This is a genomic window from Clostridium acetireducens DSM 10703 (assembly GCF_001758365.1).
GTDB lineage: Bacteria > Bacillota > Clostridia > Clostridiales > Clostridiaceae > Clostridium_C > Clostridium_C acetireducens.
The window spans coordinates 43,785-61,197 of sequence record NZ_LZFO01000005.1 but is presented as its reverse complement, the minus strand read 5'-3'; the positions used below and the strand labels follow the sequence as shown (position 1 = coordinate 61,197).

At 25.6% G+C, this 17,413-nt stretch carries 10 protein-coding genes; all 10 read right to left on the bottom strand.

Translation table 11 applies throughout. From position 1 onward, the window contains the following. Positions 1 to 25: 25 nt before the first annotated feature. Positions 26 to 1,339: a DNA cytosine methyltransferase gene (locus CLOACE_RS02485; RefSeq protein ID WP_242866373.1), complete on the bottom strand. Its 1,314-nt coding sequence runs from the start codon at positions 1,337 to 1,339 to the stop codon at positions 26 to 28. Positions 1,340 to 1,438: 99 nt separating this feature from the next. Beyond that, positions 1,439 to 3,331 (bottom strand): DUF1998 domain-containing protein, encoded by a 1,893-nt coding sequence (gene drmB, locus CLOACE_RS02480; protein WP_070109467.1) that lies wholly within the window; start codon positions 3,329 to 3,331, stop codon positions 1,439 to 1,441. After that, a complete protein-coding gene (locus CLOACE_RS11730) occupies positions 3,324 to 5,411 on the bottom strand; it encodes a helicase-related protein (protein WP_070109466.1) in 2,088 nt (695 codons plus the stop codon). Before CLOACE_RS11730 ends, drmB begins: the two co-directional genes overlap by 8 nt. After that, on the bottom strand, positions 5,377 to 6,540 hold the full coding sequence (locus CLOACE_RS11725; protein WP_070109465.1) for a hypothetical protein: 1,164 nt from the start codon (positions 6,538 to 6,540) through the stop codon (positions 5,377 to 5,379). The genes CLOACE_RS11730 and CLOACE_RS11725 overlap by 35 nt, the downstream gene beginning before the upstream one ends. A gap of 31 nt (positions 6,541 to 6,571) precedes the next feature. Beyond that, entirely contained in the window at positions 6,572 to 9,259 is a 2,688-nt protein-coding gene (locus CLOACE_RS02470) for a DrmE family protein (protein ID WP_070109464.1), read from the bottom strand. Positions 9,260 to 9,634: 375 nt separating this feature from the next. Beyond that, the gene (locus CLOACE_RS02465; protein WP_070109463.1) at positions 9,635 to 10,621 is read right to left on the bottom strand and encodes a helix-turn-helix transcriptional regulator; all 987 of its coding nucleotides are present in this window, start codon (positions 10,619 to 10,621) and stop codon (positions 9,635 to 9,637) included. A gap of 45 nt (positions 10,622 to 10,666) precedes the next feature. Next, on the bottom strand, positions 10,667 to 11,251 hold the full coding sequence (locus CLOACE_RS02460) for a GGDEF domain-containing protein (RefSeq protein ID WP_175429426.1): 585 nt from the start codon (positions 11,249 to 11,251) through the stop codon (positions 10,667 to 10,669). A gap of 289 nt (positions 11,252 to 11,540) precedes the next feature. Next, positions 11,541 to 14,684 (bottom strand): restriction endonuclease, encoded by a 3,144-nt coding sequence (locus CLOACE_RS02455; RefSeq protein WP_070109461.1) that lies wholly within the window; start codon positions 14,682 to 14,684, stop codon positions 11,541 to 11,543. Positions 14,685 to 14,695: 11 nt separating this feature from the next. Beyond that, entirely contained in the window at positions 14,696 to 16,690 is a 1,995-nt protein-coding gene (locus CLOACE_RS02450; protein WP_101495368.1) for a site-specific DNA-methyltransferase, read from the bottom strand. Further along, on the bottom strand, positions 16,683 to 17,411 hold the full coding sequence (locus CLOACE_RS02445) for a DUF4391 domain-containing protein (protein ID WP_070109460.1): 729 nt from the start codon (positions 17,409 to 17,411) through the stop codon (positions 16,683 to 16,685). Before CLOACE_RS02445 ends, CLOACE_RS02450 begins: the two co-directional genes overlap by 8 nt. Positions 17,412 to 17,413 lie beyond the last annotated feature (2 nt).

Sequence of the window (17,413 nt, the reverse complement as noted above, 5' to 3'; positions counted from 1 at the left end):
TAAAAACAATACCAAGAACATCTTTTTAAATCATATTTAATGAATTTATAATTGATAACCCTACAGCCTTAGCTAAGCCAACTGGAACTGCATTTCCTATTTGTTTATATACCTGACTCATTGAACCGCTAAAATTCCATTCATCAGGAAAACTTTGAATTCTAGCATACTCTCTTGTAGTAAATGGTCTAGTTTCATCTGGATGACATCTTTCTGTTTGCTTTTGAGCTGGGGAACAGGTTAATGTAAGACAAGGTTCATCCCATCCAATTCTTCTTGCCATTCCAGTTCTTCCACCACCTGAAAAATAACTTTTTCCCATATACTCTCTCGCTATATCATCAGGCAAATCCCTCCAATAGCCTCCTGGTGGAATAAGCTCAAGAACCTTCTTTTTTTTCTCTGGATACTTAGTTCCTTCTGATTCTGGTACATCTTTTAATGCATCCCTTAAAGTAGGAATATAATCAAAAGCTTTAGGATATTTATATTGAATTTTATTTCCCAAATCTGCTCTTATACCTATAATAACAATTCTTTGTCTTTTTTGAGCTACACCATAATTAACTGCATTCAATACTTCATATTGAACTTTATAACCTATTTGTTCAAAAACCTTTATCATGGTTCTAAGGGTTTTTCCTCCCTCATGACTTACTAAACCCTTAACATTTTCGGCTAAAAACATTTTGGGTTTTAACTGTCTTAATGCCTCTGCATAGTAATAAAAAAGAGTACCTCTAACATCATCTAACCCAAGCTTTTTTCCTGCATAACTAAATGCTTGACATGGATACCCTCCTGACAATAAATCAATTTCTACATTTCCTATATATTCCCTTATTCCTTTTTCAACTACATTAACAATATTTTCGTTGATAATGTTCCATTTAGGTCTATTAGTTTTTAGTGTTTCACAACAATATTTGTCAATTTCAACAAGACCTACAGTATTAAATCCTGACTTTTCCAAACCCAAAGCTAAACCACCTGCACCAGCAAAAAGTTCAACTACATTATATTGCTTATTAGGTTTTATATTTGAGTATTGAACATCTAAATACTTTTCTTCTTCTTTTTTAGATAAAAAGCTTACTTGTTCAAGATTTTTACTTTTAATATCTTTAACTTTCTTTTTTGTTATTTCATTAAAATCTATTTTTAATGTATCACATAGTAGCTTAACATTACTTTTAATAGGATCAAATTTATCGGATAAAATAACAGACAATTGATTTTTAGTTATTCCCATCAACTTAGCAAGTTCAGTTTGAGAATTTATGTTTTTTTCTTTCATTATACTGCGAACTTTTTCCTTATTTATAACTAAATTATTCACAATAATCCCTCCATTATGTTGTGAAAATATATTAACATATAAAAGGGGGTTAAGTAAATAACAATTTAGTAGAAATTAATCACTTATTAATATACTACATTAAATATAGTTATTGAAAAACCCTATATCCTTATCTTCTAAACCTCCAACTAACATAGTTCTATCTAATAAAACATTAAACTCTTCACAACTTGTTTCAGGTAACAATACACAATTATGACAAGCTGCTAAATTTAAACTCTCTCTTCCTTGTCCACTACTATTTATACATACTGGATCTGATGAACACCATTTTATTCTGTTTATAGCATTTATAATTATCCTAGGTAAAAATGCAGGATTTCCCTGTTTTACTAATCCACCTAAGCTGCCTTCAGAATCTCCTGAGGCTGTATATATTAAAATACCGCTCATTTCCATTTCTTCTTCTGATGAATTACAGTAAATCCTCTCTCTTAATGAAGCGGAAGAATAACCACATTCAAAACTAAGTTCTCTTATTAATGCATGTGCAAATGTATGCAACAAAATAAACTTAGGAGTTATTTCTCTTTTTAATTCATCATTCTTATCTTTATTATATCTTTGACTTAATTTCTCTGCTTTATTCTTAATTTTGGTATCTTGTTGCCACTTATCTATGAGTTTTGGATTTAATTCTATAAATATTCCTTCTCCTCTGACTTCATAAGCAGGGTACCATTTATCTTCGTATCCTTTTATATTAACTACCTTAGATTTATCTGAACTTTTATCAGTTCCCATAATATAAGGTAATGGTGGATTTATTCTCGTATATCCTACTAATGCTCTTACTTCTTTTAATTTTTTTACTAAAGTAACTTTTGATATTTCTTCCATTCCATACTCTGCAGAATTTTTAGGAATAATTTTAAATTCCCTTGAATTAAAAGAACTCTCTGCTATTTTCCCTAGTAAGGCATCATACTCTTCTGCTCTATAAAAATTTCTGTTATAATTTTCATCTATACTCTCATTATTACCATCTATTTTTCTTTTCATGATTTTTCTAATTGCATATATATTATCTTCTTCTCCTATTTTTTTTGCTATTTCTTCTATATAATATTCAAAATCTTCTTTTAAAAATCTATCTAATGTTCCTCTTTTCTCATTTTTAATTTTATCATTTAAAAAATATTCAAACTCACGACTATTTTCAATCTTAGTATTTAAATCTTCTGAATATGGAGGAATAAGAATTGAACTTTCAATCTTAGGGAAATATATACTAGAAGCATTTCTTAAAATAGCTCTAGGAAACTCTGAACATTCTTTCTCTTTCTTTCCCTTCCATGGCATATTTCCTGTACATTTAAATTTTCTTCTCAGCTCTTCATCTATGCTTTTATATTTAATGCCTTCAATTATATCCTTAAATGTATTTTTATTAAATGCATTTTTAAGTGAATTTGATGCTTTACATGTTGTACATTCTACTCTAAATCCTTCTAATCCTAAAGTTCCAGAGTTAGAAACAATCTTAAGTTTAGGATTATTACAAACTTTACCCTTATGTAAATGTACCCACTCTATCCAAGGAAAATCGTCAATATGACCATTCTCACATGCTATAAGGACAGAAACAGGTATTATAGATATTTTACAACTCATGCATATTGGCTTTAACATAAATTTATTATTTTTTTGTTCGTATTCCTTTTCCCATTTTGATATATGTTGAAATTTCTTACAGTTAGGACAAAAATACCAACCTGGAAATCTTACAAAAGGAACCCCTTTCTCACACTCCATATCTTTATGAATTCTAAATTCACTTACATGGAGTTTTTTCTCTAGTCTTTCATCATGTATTACATCATAATTTTCATCCCAATATTTTGGTGCAGCTGTCATTAGTGTTTGATCTCTGAAATCCATTATAGCTCCTGGTCCAAAGGTACTTATTATTTGACTTATTCTAACATTATGGGTTTCACGTAGTAGTTTATGTTTCTTATATTTACTCATCATCTTCACCCCCAAATACTATTAAATCTACCCCACCTTGTTTATCTACATTTCTCATTGATTGTAATGTTTCAAATTCTCCATTTTCTTCTTTTTTACCAAAGGGCTTTATTAAATTTTCTACATTATCTTCTTTTTTAGTAGTATGATATTTTAAAAATTTATCATTTCCTAAAGAATTTATTTTATTTTCCCATCTTTCTATTATTTCTTTTAATTTATTTTCCACATAATCTAATTCACTATTTTTTACCTCTTTATTCACATTAGTTTTATATAATAAATCACTCACTCTATCTATAATTATATTTTTAATCTTATCTATATCATAAGCAGTAGTATCAAAATATTCTGCACTATCTTCTGATGTTAAACCTAATATATGCCTAATCATAGCTATAAAAACAGAGTGGAGCATTCTATCTATTGCAGGCTCTGAAAAACAAGTTATACTTGTAGGTTCTACATGCTTATAAAAGGATTGATGATAATCATGGAACATTTCATAATGGGATTTATCTCTACTTCTAGATGGACTGTACAAAGTAAATACTAATCCTGGATTTTTTCTACCAACTCTACTAGTAGCTTGTATATATTCTGCTGTTAATTTAGGCTGCTCTAATACCATCATAAGATTTAATCTAGACACATCTACCCCAACTGAAATCATATTAGATGCTAATAAAACATCTATAGCATATTTTTTATTAGCTATATTTTCAGATGAATAATTAATCTCTAAATTATCTAATGTTTTATTTATTTCATTAGCAGTTTTTCTACTAGTAAGTTCAGTTGTATTATATAAATTTCTAGTATATTTTCTTTTTAATAGTCTATTAGATACTATATTTATATTCTCTTGAATATCTGCTTGAATTAAACTATTGGTCATTCCTAATTCTTTTAATGTATTAAAATAACAAACTAATGTCCAATATTCACTTTTAACTTCTTCCGGTATATCTAACATCTTAACTCTATTAGTAAGTGCTGACATTAATCTTACCTGTGTAGTTGTTAATGTTTTTCCTGTTGGTAATAAACCTGCATACATTCTTCCAGGTGCATATTTATTTTCTTTTACAAAAAAAGAATCCTCTGCTAATAACCCTGATGATGGAAATTGCTTTACATCTCTTACATATAATTGATTACATTGATCTTCAGCCCTTCTAATAGTAGCTGTAGATGCAATTATTTTAGGCTTTATTCCTTTTTCACTACACATAGCATCTATTGCAGTTTCATAAAGACCAACTATTGTTCCTAAAGGCCCAGATATTAAGTGTAATTCATCTTGAATAATAAGTTCTGGTGAAGGACTTTCATTACCCTCATCTAAAGCAAATAATTTTGATGCACTAGCTTCCCAAGTTGTCATTGCAAACTTATCCACTGTTCCAAATAATAGTGTAGGTGGATTTTCATATATGTCTTCATCTACAATCTGCACAGGCAAATATTTTTCTTTTTCTTTTGTAAAAGGACATTCTTCTTCTGGACAAAATATTTTACTAGTCTTATTAGTAAACTCATATCCCCATGTACCTATTTCAATGCCTTTATTCCTCTTTTTTTCATTTTTCTCTTCTTCATCAAATACATAATCCTTTTCTAGCTTAGTTCCACACCAAGGACATTTAAGTAACTGAAATTTGTTACTTGTATCTTTTTTATAATCTAATTCAAATTTACTATTAGATTTTTTCTTTAATTCATCCCAATATATTTTAGCCTGTGCTCTCTTATTTGGAGTTTGATTTGAACCAATCCATAATCCAATAGTTATTTTTTTCTTGCCCAAATTATATTTTCCTTCTCTTCTAATCAATTCACAAGCACATATCATAATACTTGCTCTTATAAATTGTTGAGCTGCAAGTAATCTTAATGTATATCTCATTAAAATAGTAGTTCCCACACCATTTTTAGGGTTTTTTAGTCTTCTTAAAAATATTGTAAATGCTGAAAGTCCTAAGTAAGCTTCCGTTTTTCCACCACCAGTAGGAACCCATATTAAATCAACAATATCTCTATCTTTACAATTTGGATGAACAATAGACTCTATACACATTAATATAAATCCAATCTCCACTCTCATTAACCTGTTGTGATGTTGAAACTCCATGCCCTGTTGCATAATTTTTCTTATTTCTATAAAGAAGTTCTAAAGATTCTTCTTCATCATCTAGTTTTAAATTATTTTTTACTAGTTTTTTAGAACTATCTTCTATAAAAAACATTCCTTTATTATCTTCTGTTTTAATTCTTATTTCTGGTTGAAAAATTGATTTTAAGTCTCTTTCATAGGTATCAAATTCTTCTTTATTAACCAACACCACAGTATAACTATTTATATCTTGTCCATATTTTCTTCTTACAACACATATTTCTAAATCTGCTCTAACTTTTATATTTTCTTCAGTTCCACCTATGCATTTTAATGGATAAATTACATAATCTTTATCCAACTTTATTTCTATAACCTCTTCAAAATTCAAAGGTTCTCTAACATATGAATTCCTTTTATTAACTTCATCTTTGCATTGTCTAGATAAAACATATAGTATGGAAATTATTTTTCTATATTCTTCATCTTCTTTATATCTAGTATCATCTTTAAATCTTTTAACAACATTTGATGTTAAATTTGCTTTAAGTTTTAAAAATTCCCCATCTCTATATAAATAATCTTCTAGTTCATTGCCTAAAAAGAAATCTTCTCCTTCATATTTTATACAACAGTCCTTTAGTGTACTTTTCCTATATTTAGCTGCTTTTAATCTTATACAAAGCTTATCGATATTACCTTTTGCAAAAAATGTTATACCCATTGATGAAGGTTTAAGCTCATTTGCCATAGCAATTTTTTCATCTATATGATCTTCAATAGAATCTACTGAGTTATTATAGTTATTCCCCTTATGGCTAATTTTCTTAGTTTCTTCTTTATTTTTTAACTCTTCATCATCTACTCGTGTAGAATTTTCCATATCTATAGAACTATTATCCTCTTGTACATTTTCACATTTTTGTGGAAATAAAATACCCGTAGAATATCTTGCTATAGGCTCATCTGTTATAAGTTCATGTTCTATTGAAGATCCTATATCCTCAGAGCCTGGACCTAATAGTTCTTTTCTTACACTTTCATAAATCAATTCACGGGCTTTTTTACATTCTTCCTTAATATCATACCCCATAATTATTCCTCCTGTTCTACAATGCATTTATTTAAAAAATTTCAGATACTGTTTTTTCCTCTAAAATACAATTGGTCTTATTTATAGGTATATTTATTGAAACGTCTTCAATGTCATAAATTTCTTCTATTTCAGCATATTTTTTCAAATCTCCTAAAACATCATATACCAAGTTTTCAAATTCCCCTTCGCTTTTTTCATTAACAACAGATTGAATTACCATAGAATTAAAATTATCTTTCAGTTTAGTCTTTAAGCTTCTTATTAAATTACAGGATTCATATATTTCTTCCCAATGCTCTAATAAATATTTATCATTGGTTATCTTTGCAATAGCACTATAAGCTTCTTTTTCTATAGGTCCTATTATATTTTCATTTACAATCCATGCTTTTATAGATTGTTCAGTTCTATCGATTTTGTAAAATGATAATTCTAAAGCTATAAGTGAATAGTCACCAAAATAACTATCTATATACCTTTTTAACGAGCCTTTCCAGTACTTCATGTTATAATAATGTTTATAATATTTACTCTTAAATTTATCAGAACACATAATTTCATAAAACAACTTTGTTATTTCATCCTCTGTTCTATCATATATAAAAATTAATTTATCACCTATTTGTAATGCATTAATATATTTTATAACTATACTATTATTTGTATTATCAATACATTTGCTCTTATAAAATGGAGTTAATAAAGCATACTTTTTATCTTTAAAATTTATTTTTTTCTTTACAATTCCAGTATCATATTCTAAAAACTGTTTATTTGAACTATTATTAATATTTATATTCAATAAATCTTCTATATCTAAATCATATTCTAAAAACTCTGTATAATTATGTTCTCCTTCATTAGAATACAAATTTTCTTCTATTTCTTTTTCTATTTTTTCTATGTTATCATCCTGCATAGTACGTTTTTCTATAAATTTATTGTAATCTATATTAATATTTTGTAATGTTAATATATCATTTGAACTTCCTAAATTATTATTTTCTTCTATTAAATTAAATAATTTATTAAATTTATTAACTTCTCTATTATATTTAGATACTTCTGATGGATATAATAAACTAAATATGTTTAAACTATGGAAACAATAAAATTGATTTATATTTTTATTATATACACCAGTAAATATAACCTTTTTTAAAAAACTAGAAGGTTTATAATTTTTTATACAATGTACTTTTATACACCTATTTTTTATAAATTCATATGTTTTTAATATATTTTCTTCTATAGAACTATTACAAATTATCAAATCTCCATAACTTAAATTAATACTTTTTAAAAAATTAAATTTAGGATTTTTATAATACATTAATTCATATAATTTTTTAATTAATTGACTTATATTATAAAGTACTGTATAAGTATCTTCATAGTCTTCATTTTCTTTTACTATATACATTAATTTTTCTATAAGCACATCTACTGTACAATTATTTAAATTATTATTTATTATAAAATCATTATACTCTTTTATAGGAACTATAATATTTTCAAATTTTTTTAATAATCCATAAGAAATTCTTAAAAAAATTTTTTTATTATCACAATAAAAATCTTCCTTTAACACTTTTGCTAAATCAATTTTTAATTTAAATAAATTTTCTACTATATCTGTACATTTATCTATAATTTTATTTTCTACTTTTCTATTTAAAAATGAGTCTATTTTTTTATGTTTCAAATATATTTGAAACATATACAGACTATTAATTTCTTTTAAAAATATCGTTTTTGTCCATGCTTTTAATTGAATATCAAAACCACTTTCTAATAATTTATCTAATTGATTAATTTTATCAAAGGTATTTAATATATATATTTTTTTTAATTTTTTTCTTTTTAATAAAAAGTCTAATGAATCCTCTATTTTATTAACATATGTATCTTCACCTAATAATAATAAATTGCTTATTTCTTTATTTTCTTGTATAACATCTCTAGCTACACCTAAATTTGATGTAAAAATAAAAATTTCTTTTAATTTAAATTTATTTCCTTTTAAGTCCATACTATTATCTACACTACTATAATATTTACAAGGAAAAACTTCAGTAAAAAAATATTTTTTATTTTTAATCCTAATCTTTATTTTTTTCAGTAATTCTTCCAATTTATTTTTACTAGGATAAACTATAACCATTTCCTCTTTAATTATGTTGCCTAAGTCTTGTAATTTTATATCTAACATATCTGCTAAAATGTATTTACAATTTCTTTTATTGCTTTTTTTATTAGACATGGTGCTTAATTCTTTTGAATCTCCTCTATAAATAGAAAGTTTATAATAATCACTTACCCTTATAGAACTAGTAGGATCCTCCAATTTTATACCATTAGTCCTATTTCCTTTATATTTAAGCTTTATTTTTTTCTCACCATCTAATTCACATATACCTAAATATTCTACTTTTCCGCCTTTATAAATTACTATATCTCCTACATTTAAGTAATTTAATATATTGTTTTGCTCATGGCATAAATTTTTAATATATAAATTTATACCTAAAATTATTAATGTTAAAATTTCTGTTGATTTCTTATCTGGAGTAATTAATAAATTAATCTTGCTTTTATTTTTAAACATTTCTTGAATTACTTCAATATTTTTCAAATGATATTCATCTATATTTAATACATTATCTTTAAAAAATATATTATCTTTTAATATCTCTATTAATGACAATTTCTCCATAATAATCACTCATTTCATATGATATAATTATTTTTTACTAGATAATCAATAATTCTTTTAATTATAATATAAATAAAATTCATCTTAATTCTTCTAGTTTTGCATTTATACACTATGTTTTTACATAACAATATTACTTATATATTTATAATATACCATATTATTCTGTATAAGTAATATATTCTTCAAAATTAAATAATTGTTGTAAATATTCTTTTATTTACCTTAATAAATATTACTAATTTTTTTGAAATTTAAATTCAAAAAAGGAACCGCTTAAACAGTTCCTTTAATTTAACCCTATTTGAGCTTTTGACATTACTTTTCCGCCTTGAAAAGTTACATTCATATTGCTTTCACCTGAATTACTATAATTCACCTATACATATTCCTCATATCTTCAATAGTTTCTATCATCTCTTCCCTAAATTTATCAGAACCTAAAACCTCTACAAACTTCCCCTGACTCAAAAGCCACATCTTTATACCTTTACCAAACATATTTGCCTCTACTATATATTCACCATTCTTTTCTTTTACTATTTTAGCATTAGGTAATCTATCCAAAACTGCTTCTATTGATCCGCCTACAAATCTAAATTTTATCCTTTCTAAATCTCCTGTTTGCATAAATTGAATTAATTTTCTGAACTTTCCATCTTGAAATCTTTTGCTATATTCTACTCTATAATTTCTATGGGTAACAATTAAATCCTTAATTCTATCTACCCTATATATAGTAGGATATTTATAACTTTTTCCTTCAATGAAAGCTATAAGATAAAAATAATATTCAGAAAATAATAATCCTTGTGGGTACAAAGTTTTCTTAGAAACATCCTTTTGAAGTTTTCCATGTTTACCAAGCTTGAAATATTCAATGTCTAACATTTTTTGTTCTTTTATTGCAATACTAATTTGCCATAGCTTGTCTAAAAGTTCCTTGCCATGCTGTGGTGAGACATAGTTAACTAACTCATTACCTATAATGTATTTAATATTTTCTTTATCTTCACATATGCAATTATTAAGAAGCTTGTTAAACATACCTTCTATCTCTGTCTTAATAAAACCTCTACTTTCTAAAAGTACTTTAGAAATAGCTAAAACTTCTTTTTCGCTTAAATTTTCTTCTTTTTTTCCTTTAAGAACATATCCTCCTTTTTTCCTATCCATTATAACTTTCTCACCTATTAGTGCTCCATCAGGTTTTTCCACAAAATCTTTTATATCTTTTATATATCTATAAAAAGTTCTTTCATTAATATCAAATTTGTTTACTATATCATTTTTCCGAACTATTTTCCCTTCTTGTAAATCATTATAAATGGATAATAATACATCCGCTTTAAATCTCTGCATGTTTCATATATTTCCTTTCCTAATTCTTTTTACCATTTATATTAATTATACACATGTAAGCAAATTCCTTCTTTTTTTCATTTTTTTCTTATACATTTCCTTATCAGCCTTTTGTATTAATTCATTAATAGACATTTCCCTTTGTATTTCTTTACTATACTCATAAAATCCATGACTTAAACTCAAATTATATTTATTATTATTATTGTTAATTGCTTTTATCTTTCTAGAAATTCTATACCATACTTTGTCAGCTTCTTTCATTGTTGTGCCAGGAAATACTACTAAAAATTCATCTCCCCCCATTCTAATTACAAAATCAGTTTTCCTAATACTTTCCCTTAGAATTTTTGCTACAAATATTAAAGTTTTATCTCCTTCTTCATGTCCGAAGTTATCATTTATCATTTTTAGCCTATCTACATCAACAAAACAAATAACAAGATTTTTCTCATTAGTTTTTGACCAATTAAGTTCTTTATTTAGTAATTTTAAACCTGCTCTTCTATTTAATACCCTAGTCATACCATCAATGTTTGCATAATAATTTAATTTTTCTTTTTCTAAACAAAGTGTTTTTAAAATGTCATCTTTCTGTTTTAAAATTTTAATAAGCGTTTTTTTGTCCATATGTTCATACTCCATTTAATAACCCCTACCTTTAATATTTATATCCCATAATCTTTAATTTAATTATATAATATTATAATGACATTGACTGTCAGTATGAATATAAAATAGAAACAATATACAAAAATGGAAACGCATAAATTAATAAAAAAAGAGAATTCTAATAAGAATTTATATACTTATTAGAATTCTCTTCTATTTTACTAATTGATTTTAAATTTTTTACGTTACCTAGATACCATTTTAATATCAGATTACACTAATGATTAAAATCAGCAGATTTTTAATCTTATAAATTATTTTTTTCTTTAAAATCTATATAAGACTTTGCCCAACTAAAACTTACATCTTTTCCTGTTTCTTCACTTATAGTTTTAAAGTGTGCTTCTCCACATTTGATTTTTAATTGCTCCACATCTGATAGATCTTCAAATTCCTTATCAATTTTTGTTTCGGAAATAAAGTATAAACTATCTTTATTATTATTCTCATATACTATAGCCCAATCAGGGGTGTAACTACCATATGGAGTATCTATTATAAATCCGCCTTTACTTAATTTAGTAAATAATTTTACCTTTGGATCTCTATCTAATTGAATAGCAAATTCTTGTTCACCTTTGCTATCAAACTTATAGTACCTATTAATTCCTCTTTTAGTTCCGATATTCTCTTTGCTTGGATCCTCTGGATATAGATATACATTTTCTTTTCCTATCTCAGTATTAATAATTGTATCCATTTTAAAGATATCTGTTCTATTCAAGCTATATCCTTCTAATAAATCATATTCTATTGGACTTTCGCTTATATTATTTAAAAGAGTACATTTTATTACATTTAAAGCTCCATCTAAATACTCTTGGCTATTAAATAAATGTTTTTTTTCTACTGTATCATATATTTCACCAATACTCTTACGAGGCAAATCCGTTCCTTCCATAATATAATCTACCACTTCAAGTTTACTTCTTTTGTTTCTTATATATTTATCTTCTATTTTTTCCTTTAATTCAACTGCTCCTTCATAAGCTGCACCTTTTAATTTATCTATATAGTGCATACCTTCCTCTACAGAATAGTATTGTTCTTGTAAATCTTTATACTTAAAATATTCATTTAAATTTTTTACAGCCTCTTTTAAAAATTTATCTTCATTTATATTTATTCTATAAGCTGTTCTATAAGATAATCTATCTCCTAAATTAAATACTATATTTTTAAAATTATCCTCATTAACAAAACTACTTTCTCTATTTACAACTTTTTTCTTATCACCATCTTCTATAATAATCCTCTTAGAACCTTTTTCCTCCATAGCTTTAACTATTTCTTCTTTTAATTTAATAGAATAAATATTTAATACTTCATTTTCAAATTCTAATTTTTCTAATTTATCTTCTATATCTTTCTTTAATTCACCTTTAGCATTTACAATGCCATTATCCTTTAATTCTTTTAAAAAAGTTGAGGACAATTCTGCATCTATTTCTGATGGTTTTAAGCCAGCATCTTTAAATACTTTTAAAATTATATCTGCACTTACTTCTTCCTTATTAAATCCTGCTTCTTCATTATAAGAGTTTTGTAAACTTTTACTAAACTCATCATAACTACTATTAGCCACAACAGTTAAAACATTGTACTCTTCATTTTTATGCCTTTTTCCATAGATATCTACTGGTAACCTTAAACCTCGTCCTATTTCTTGCTTTTTAGCTATTTCATTATCACTCTTTTTTAAAGTACAAAGAGTAAATATATTAGGATTATCCCATCCTTCTCTTAGTGCTGAATGGGAAAATATAAATGCTAAAGAAGTATCAAAGGAAATCAATTCTTCTTTTTTATTAAGAATAAGTTCTATACCATTTTCTATACTTCTTCTTTCCTTTTGATTATAAGATTTTTTGTTTTCATCAATTTCTATTATATCTGTTCTAGTTTTTAATTTATCTATTGCAAAATATCCTTGTCTAACAGATTTAACATCATTATAATTTTTAAAATAATCGCCATATTCTTCAAACTTACTATTCCATTTTTCTTTTTCTATTATTCTAGAATATTCTTCATCAAATATTTTAAAATACTCTCCATCTTCCCCATCTTCTCCTCTAACTTTTGCTACTTCATCTATAAAGAATAGACTTAAAGCTTTTATCTCTTTACCTGCATCTAATAATTTAAATTGTTGTTCTAAATGAGATTCTATAGCTATTCGTATTTGAAGTCTTATTATATCCTTTTCATCAAAAGGTGTATAATCTTCTCCTTCTTTTAATTCTAATTCTATTCCATTTGCATTTATCTTTAATGATTTTCCCTTAAAAGGATTTTCTACTAATCTAAAATCTTTATATTGTTTTAAGTCTCCTGAAAGTTCATATATATTATCTTTATCCTTATTAATATCAAATGTTTTTACTTTTACTTCTTTGCCAATATCTTTAACAAAAATCTCCACTCTGGCATCATTATTTTTAGTCATTCCTCTGTATTTAATATAGGGAAAGTCTTGGGGAACTTGTCTAGTTATAGACCTTACTCTTATTCTCTTAACTAATTTATTTATATAGGCATCATAAGAATCTAATTCATAAACTAAATTCATTTTTGACCTATGGGTTGCTGAATATCTAATTATAAATCTTGGCTCTGTTTCATATATAGCTTTCATGGTTTTAGTTAAATCTTTTTTAGAAGTTCCACCATCAAATTTTTGTGGCTCATCTAAAATTATTATAGGATGAATTTCTTTCATCTCATCCCATACAGAAATCCCATTTACATTACCTTCTGCATCTCTATCACGCAGTCTATTATTAACACTATTAAATGCTTGAGTATTAATTATTAAAATACTTAATTTATTTTTATCTAAAAAATTATCCCTAACACTAACAACTGGATCTTTCATATTAGCATCAAAAGTTAAAACATGACTTGAAATATCAATTCCATCATAATCCTTTGCCAATTTATCTTTAAATATTTCTATGCTTTTTTGCACTCCTAACCTTATAGCTACAGAAGGAACTACTATAATAAACTTGTTAAAGCTACCTTTATATTGTTTATATAGTTCCATAATAGTTTTTAAATAAACATAGGTCTTGCCCGTACCAGTTTCCATTTCAACAGTTAAATTTAAAATGCCTTTATCTAAATCTACACTGTCATTTAAAAAAATATTGTTTCCAAATTGAACATACCTTAAATTTTCTAAAAACTTATTTCCTAAAGATATGTCTCTATTTCTAACATATTTCCCAGAACCTTGAGTTTGTTTTCTAATAACATTTAATCTATCACCATATATAGGATTGGTAACAACTTTTGGAATATTAATAAATAAATCTACTATAGAATTTACTGCTTCTTTTTGATAAAGCAATTCTTCTATATCAAATTCTATTCTTTTGTTTTCCACAAATACCCCTCCTATATCCAATAAATTTTCTGTTCTTTTTTATGATTTTCTTTAACTATAGCTCTTAATCTTTTAACAGTGTTTAACTTTAAATTTATATTATTTCCAAAAGCACTATCTCTCATAATAATCCATGATAAATCCACATTTAAACTACCTATTTTTTCTACCATATCTTTTGTAATTTCTTCTTCTAAACAAATTAACATAGTACAACCTACTAAATAGGTTCTTTGTCCTATATCTTCTAATAGTGTTATTCTCTCTGTTAAATCTATATCTTGTCTTTTTAATATCATTTCATAAACTACATCTATATCTGTAAAGTGAGGATTAAAATCTTCAGCATCTTTTATTGATAAAGCTTTAAGTTCTGCTAAATCCATTCCAACAGTAGTATCTTTAGCTCGTTTTAAATTAGTATCTTCTACTCTAAATGCTTTAAATCCTATATCTAAATCCTCTGGGTTCTTCATTGATTTTCTTTCTTCTTCACTAGCTGAATTATATTTTTCTTCTAGCTTTTTCTTTATATCCTCCCCAGCACGTCTTATGCGCTCTTTTCCTATTTCGGCTATATTTTTATATCCTACTTTATAAGCTTCAGATTTTTCATCTGTTGGTTCTGGCAATTGAACCATTATATATTTTCTATTGCCACCATCTTCAGCATTTAAATCCATAACTGCATGTGCTGTGGTGGATGAACCAGCAAAGAAGTCTAAAATTATATAATCTTTTATTTCATCTTGATAATCAACCATGCTTATTATATATTCTATTAAATTACTTGGTTTAGGAAAATTAAATGGTATAGATAAATGTTTTAATTTTCTAGTACCTAACACATTATGAATATTATCTATATAATTTCTAGGTACCCTACCTTCCTTCATCCTGCCCTTTAAATATTGTTTAGTATAAATATTCCATTCACTTTGTTCTCCTTTTTTATTTAATAAAGGAGAAGTTTTTGTTTTTATAAATTCTATTTCGTTATTTTTTAACATTTCATCAAAAGTTTCTTTTATGCATCTCCACCTTTTTCCTTCAGGAGGAATACATAAAGTTCCATCTGGACATTTAATATAATATCTAGCATTTCTAGATCTTTCTAAAGTTAAAGACGCTTGATAAAAACCTACTATTTTATATTTTCCCTTTTCATCATCTTTATTATAATCAGACTTTTGTTTTTCACTTAAAGGAATTTTAAAATTAGATAATTTAAATATATCTTTACTATAAACTAAAATATAATCTATACTAGGTGCAAAAAATTGACCTGAATCACTAGTTTTCTTCGTAATTCTTGATACTTGACCTATAAAATTTTTCTCACCAAATATTTCATCACAAATTTTTTTCATATTATGTACTTCATTATCATCTATAGAGATAAATATTACTCCATCATCCGTAAGTAAATCTCTTGCTACTTTAAGTCTTGGATACATCATATTAAGCCAATTTGAGTGGTACCTTCCTGAATCTTTTGAATTTTTTACTAATCTTTCTCCATATTCATCTACTTCCCCTGAAAGTTCTGCATATTCTTCTTCTGTCATGGCAAAATCGTCCTTATATACAAAGTCATTTCCTGTATTGTAAGGTGGATCTATGTATATCATTTTTATTTTTCCGTAATAGGATTGTCTTAAAAGTTTAAGTACTTCTAAATTATCTCCTTCTATATAGATATTTTCTGTGCTTTCAGGTTTTTTGCTATCTTCTTCTACATACTTTAATGTTCTTCCTAATATATCCTCATCTGCCTCTTTTATAGCTTGTTTCTTTCCAACCCAGGTCATATTATATTTTTCTATTTTATTACTATCTTCATATTCTCCAAATCTATCTAATAATGCTTGAAAATCTACTATGCCATCTTTTATTGTTTCTGGAAATAGATTTTCTAAATCATTAATAAATTTATTTATAAATTCCTGTTTGTTATGTTCTATTTTATTAAATATGCCTATTGGAATTTTTTTAAATTTATCCACTTGTAAATTCCTCCAATTCTTTTAATAGTTTAACTAAATTTTTATTAATTTTCATTTTTTCTGAAGTTAATTTTATTTTCTTTTCTTTATTTTTTAAGTTTATAATTTGAATTATTATATCCATTACTTCTAAAATGCTTTTTCTACTGTAGAATATATTAGAATCTATAACACTTTTCCATTTTTTTATATAATCTTTATTAAAAATTAAATAAGCTTTTAACATACTTTCCAAATAAAAATCTAGTTTATTGTTTCTATTTCTTATTTCTTCAAAATCCAAGTATTTTCCATAAAAACTAAATTCTTCATCTAAAATACTTTCTCTATATTTTTGTGTTACAATGGTTTTTTCTAAAATTATTTCTTCTTTATTTATTTCCTTTAATCGTTTATATCCATATCCTAATATTATATTTTCCTCTTCATCTATAAATTTAATTATAGTAAATACCTTTAATTTTCTTTGAATAATACTATTAATAAATTCTGCTTGTCCTATATTTTTGATTTTTATTTCTAATAGCATTATCACCATTACATTGTGGTTTTTTTCTAAACAAGTAGGAATTTTCTCTCCTTCTATTTGACCTAAAATTTTTACTTTTAATATATTTTCCCTAAGTCTTTTTTTATTAGCTGTAGTTTCTTCTTTAGGTATAAAATTTGATTTATTTAACACTTTATTGATTTTATATTTTTCTGGTAAATTATAATACATAA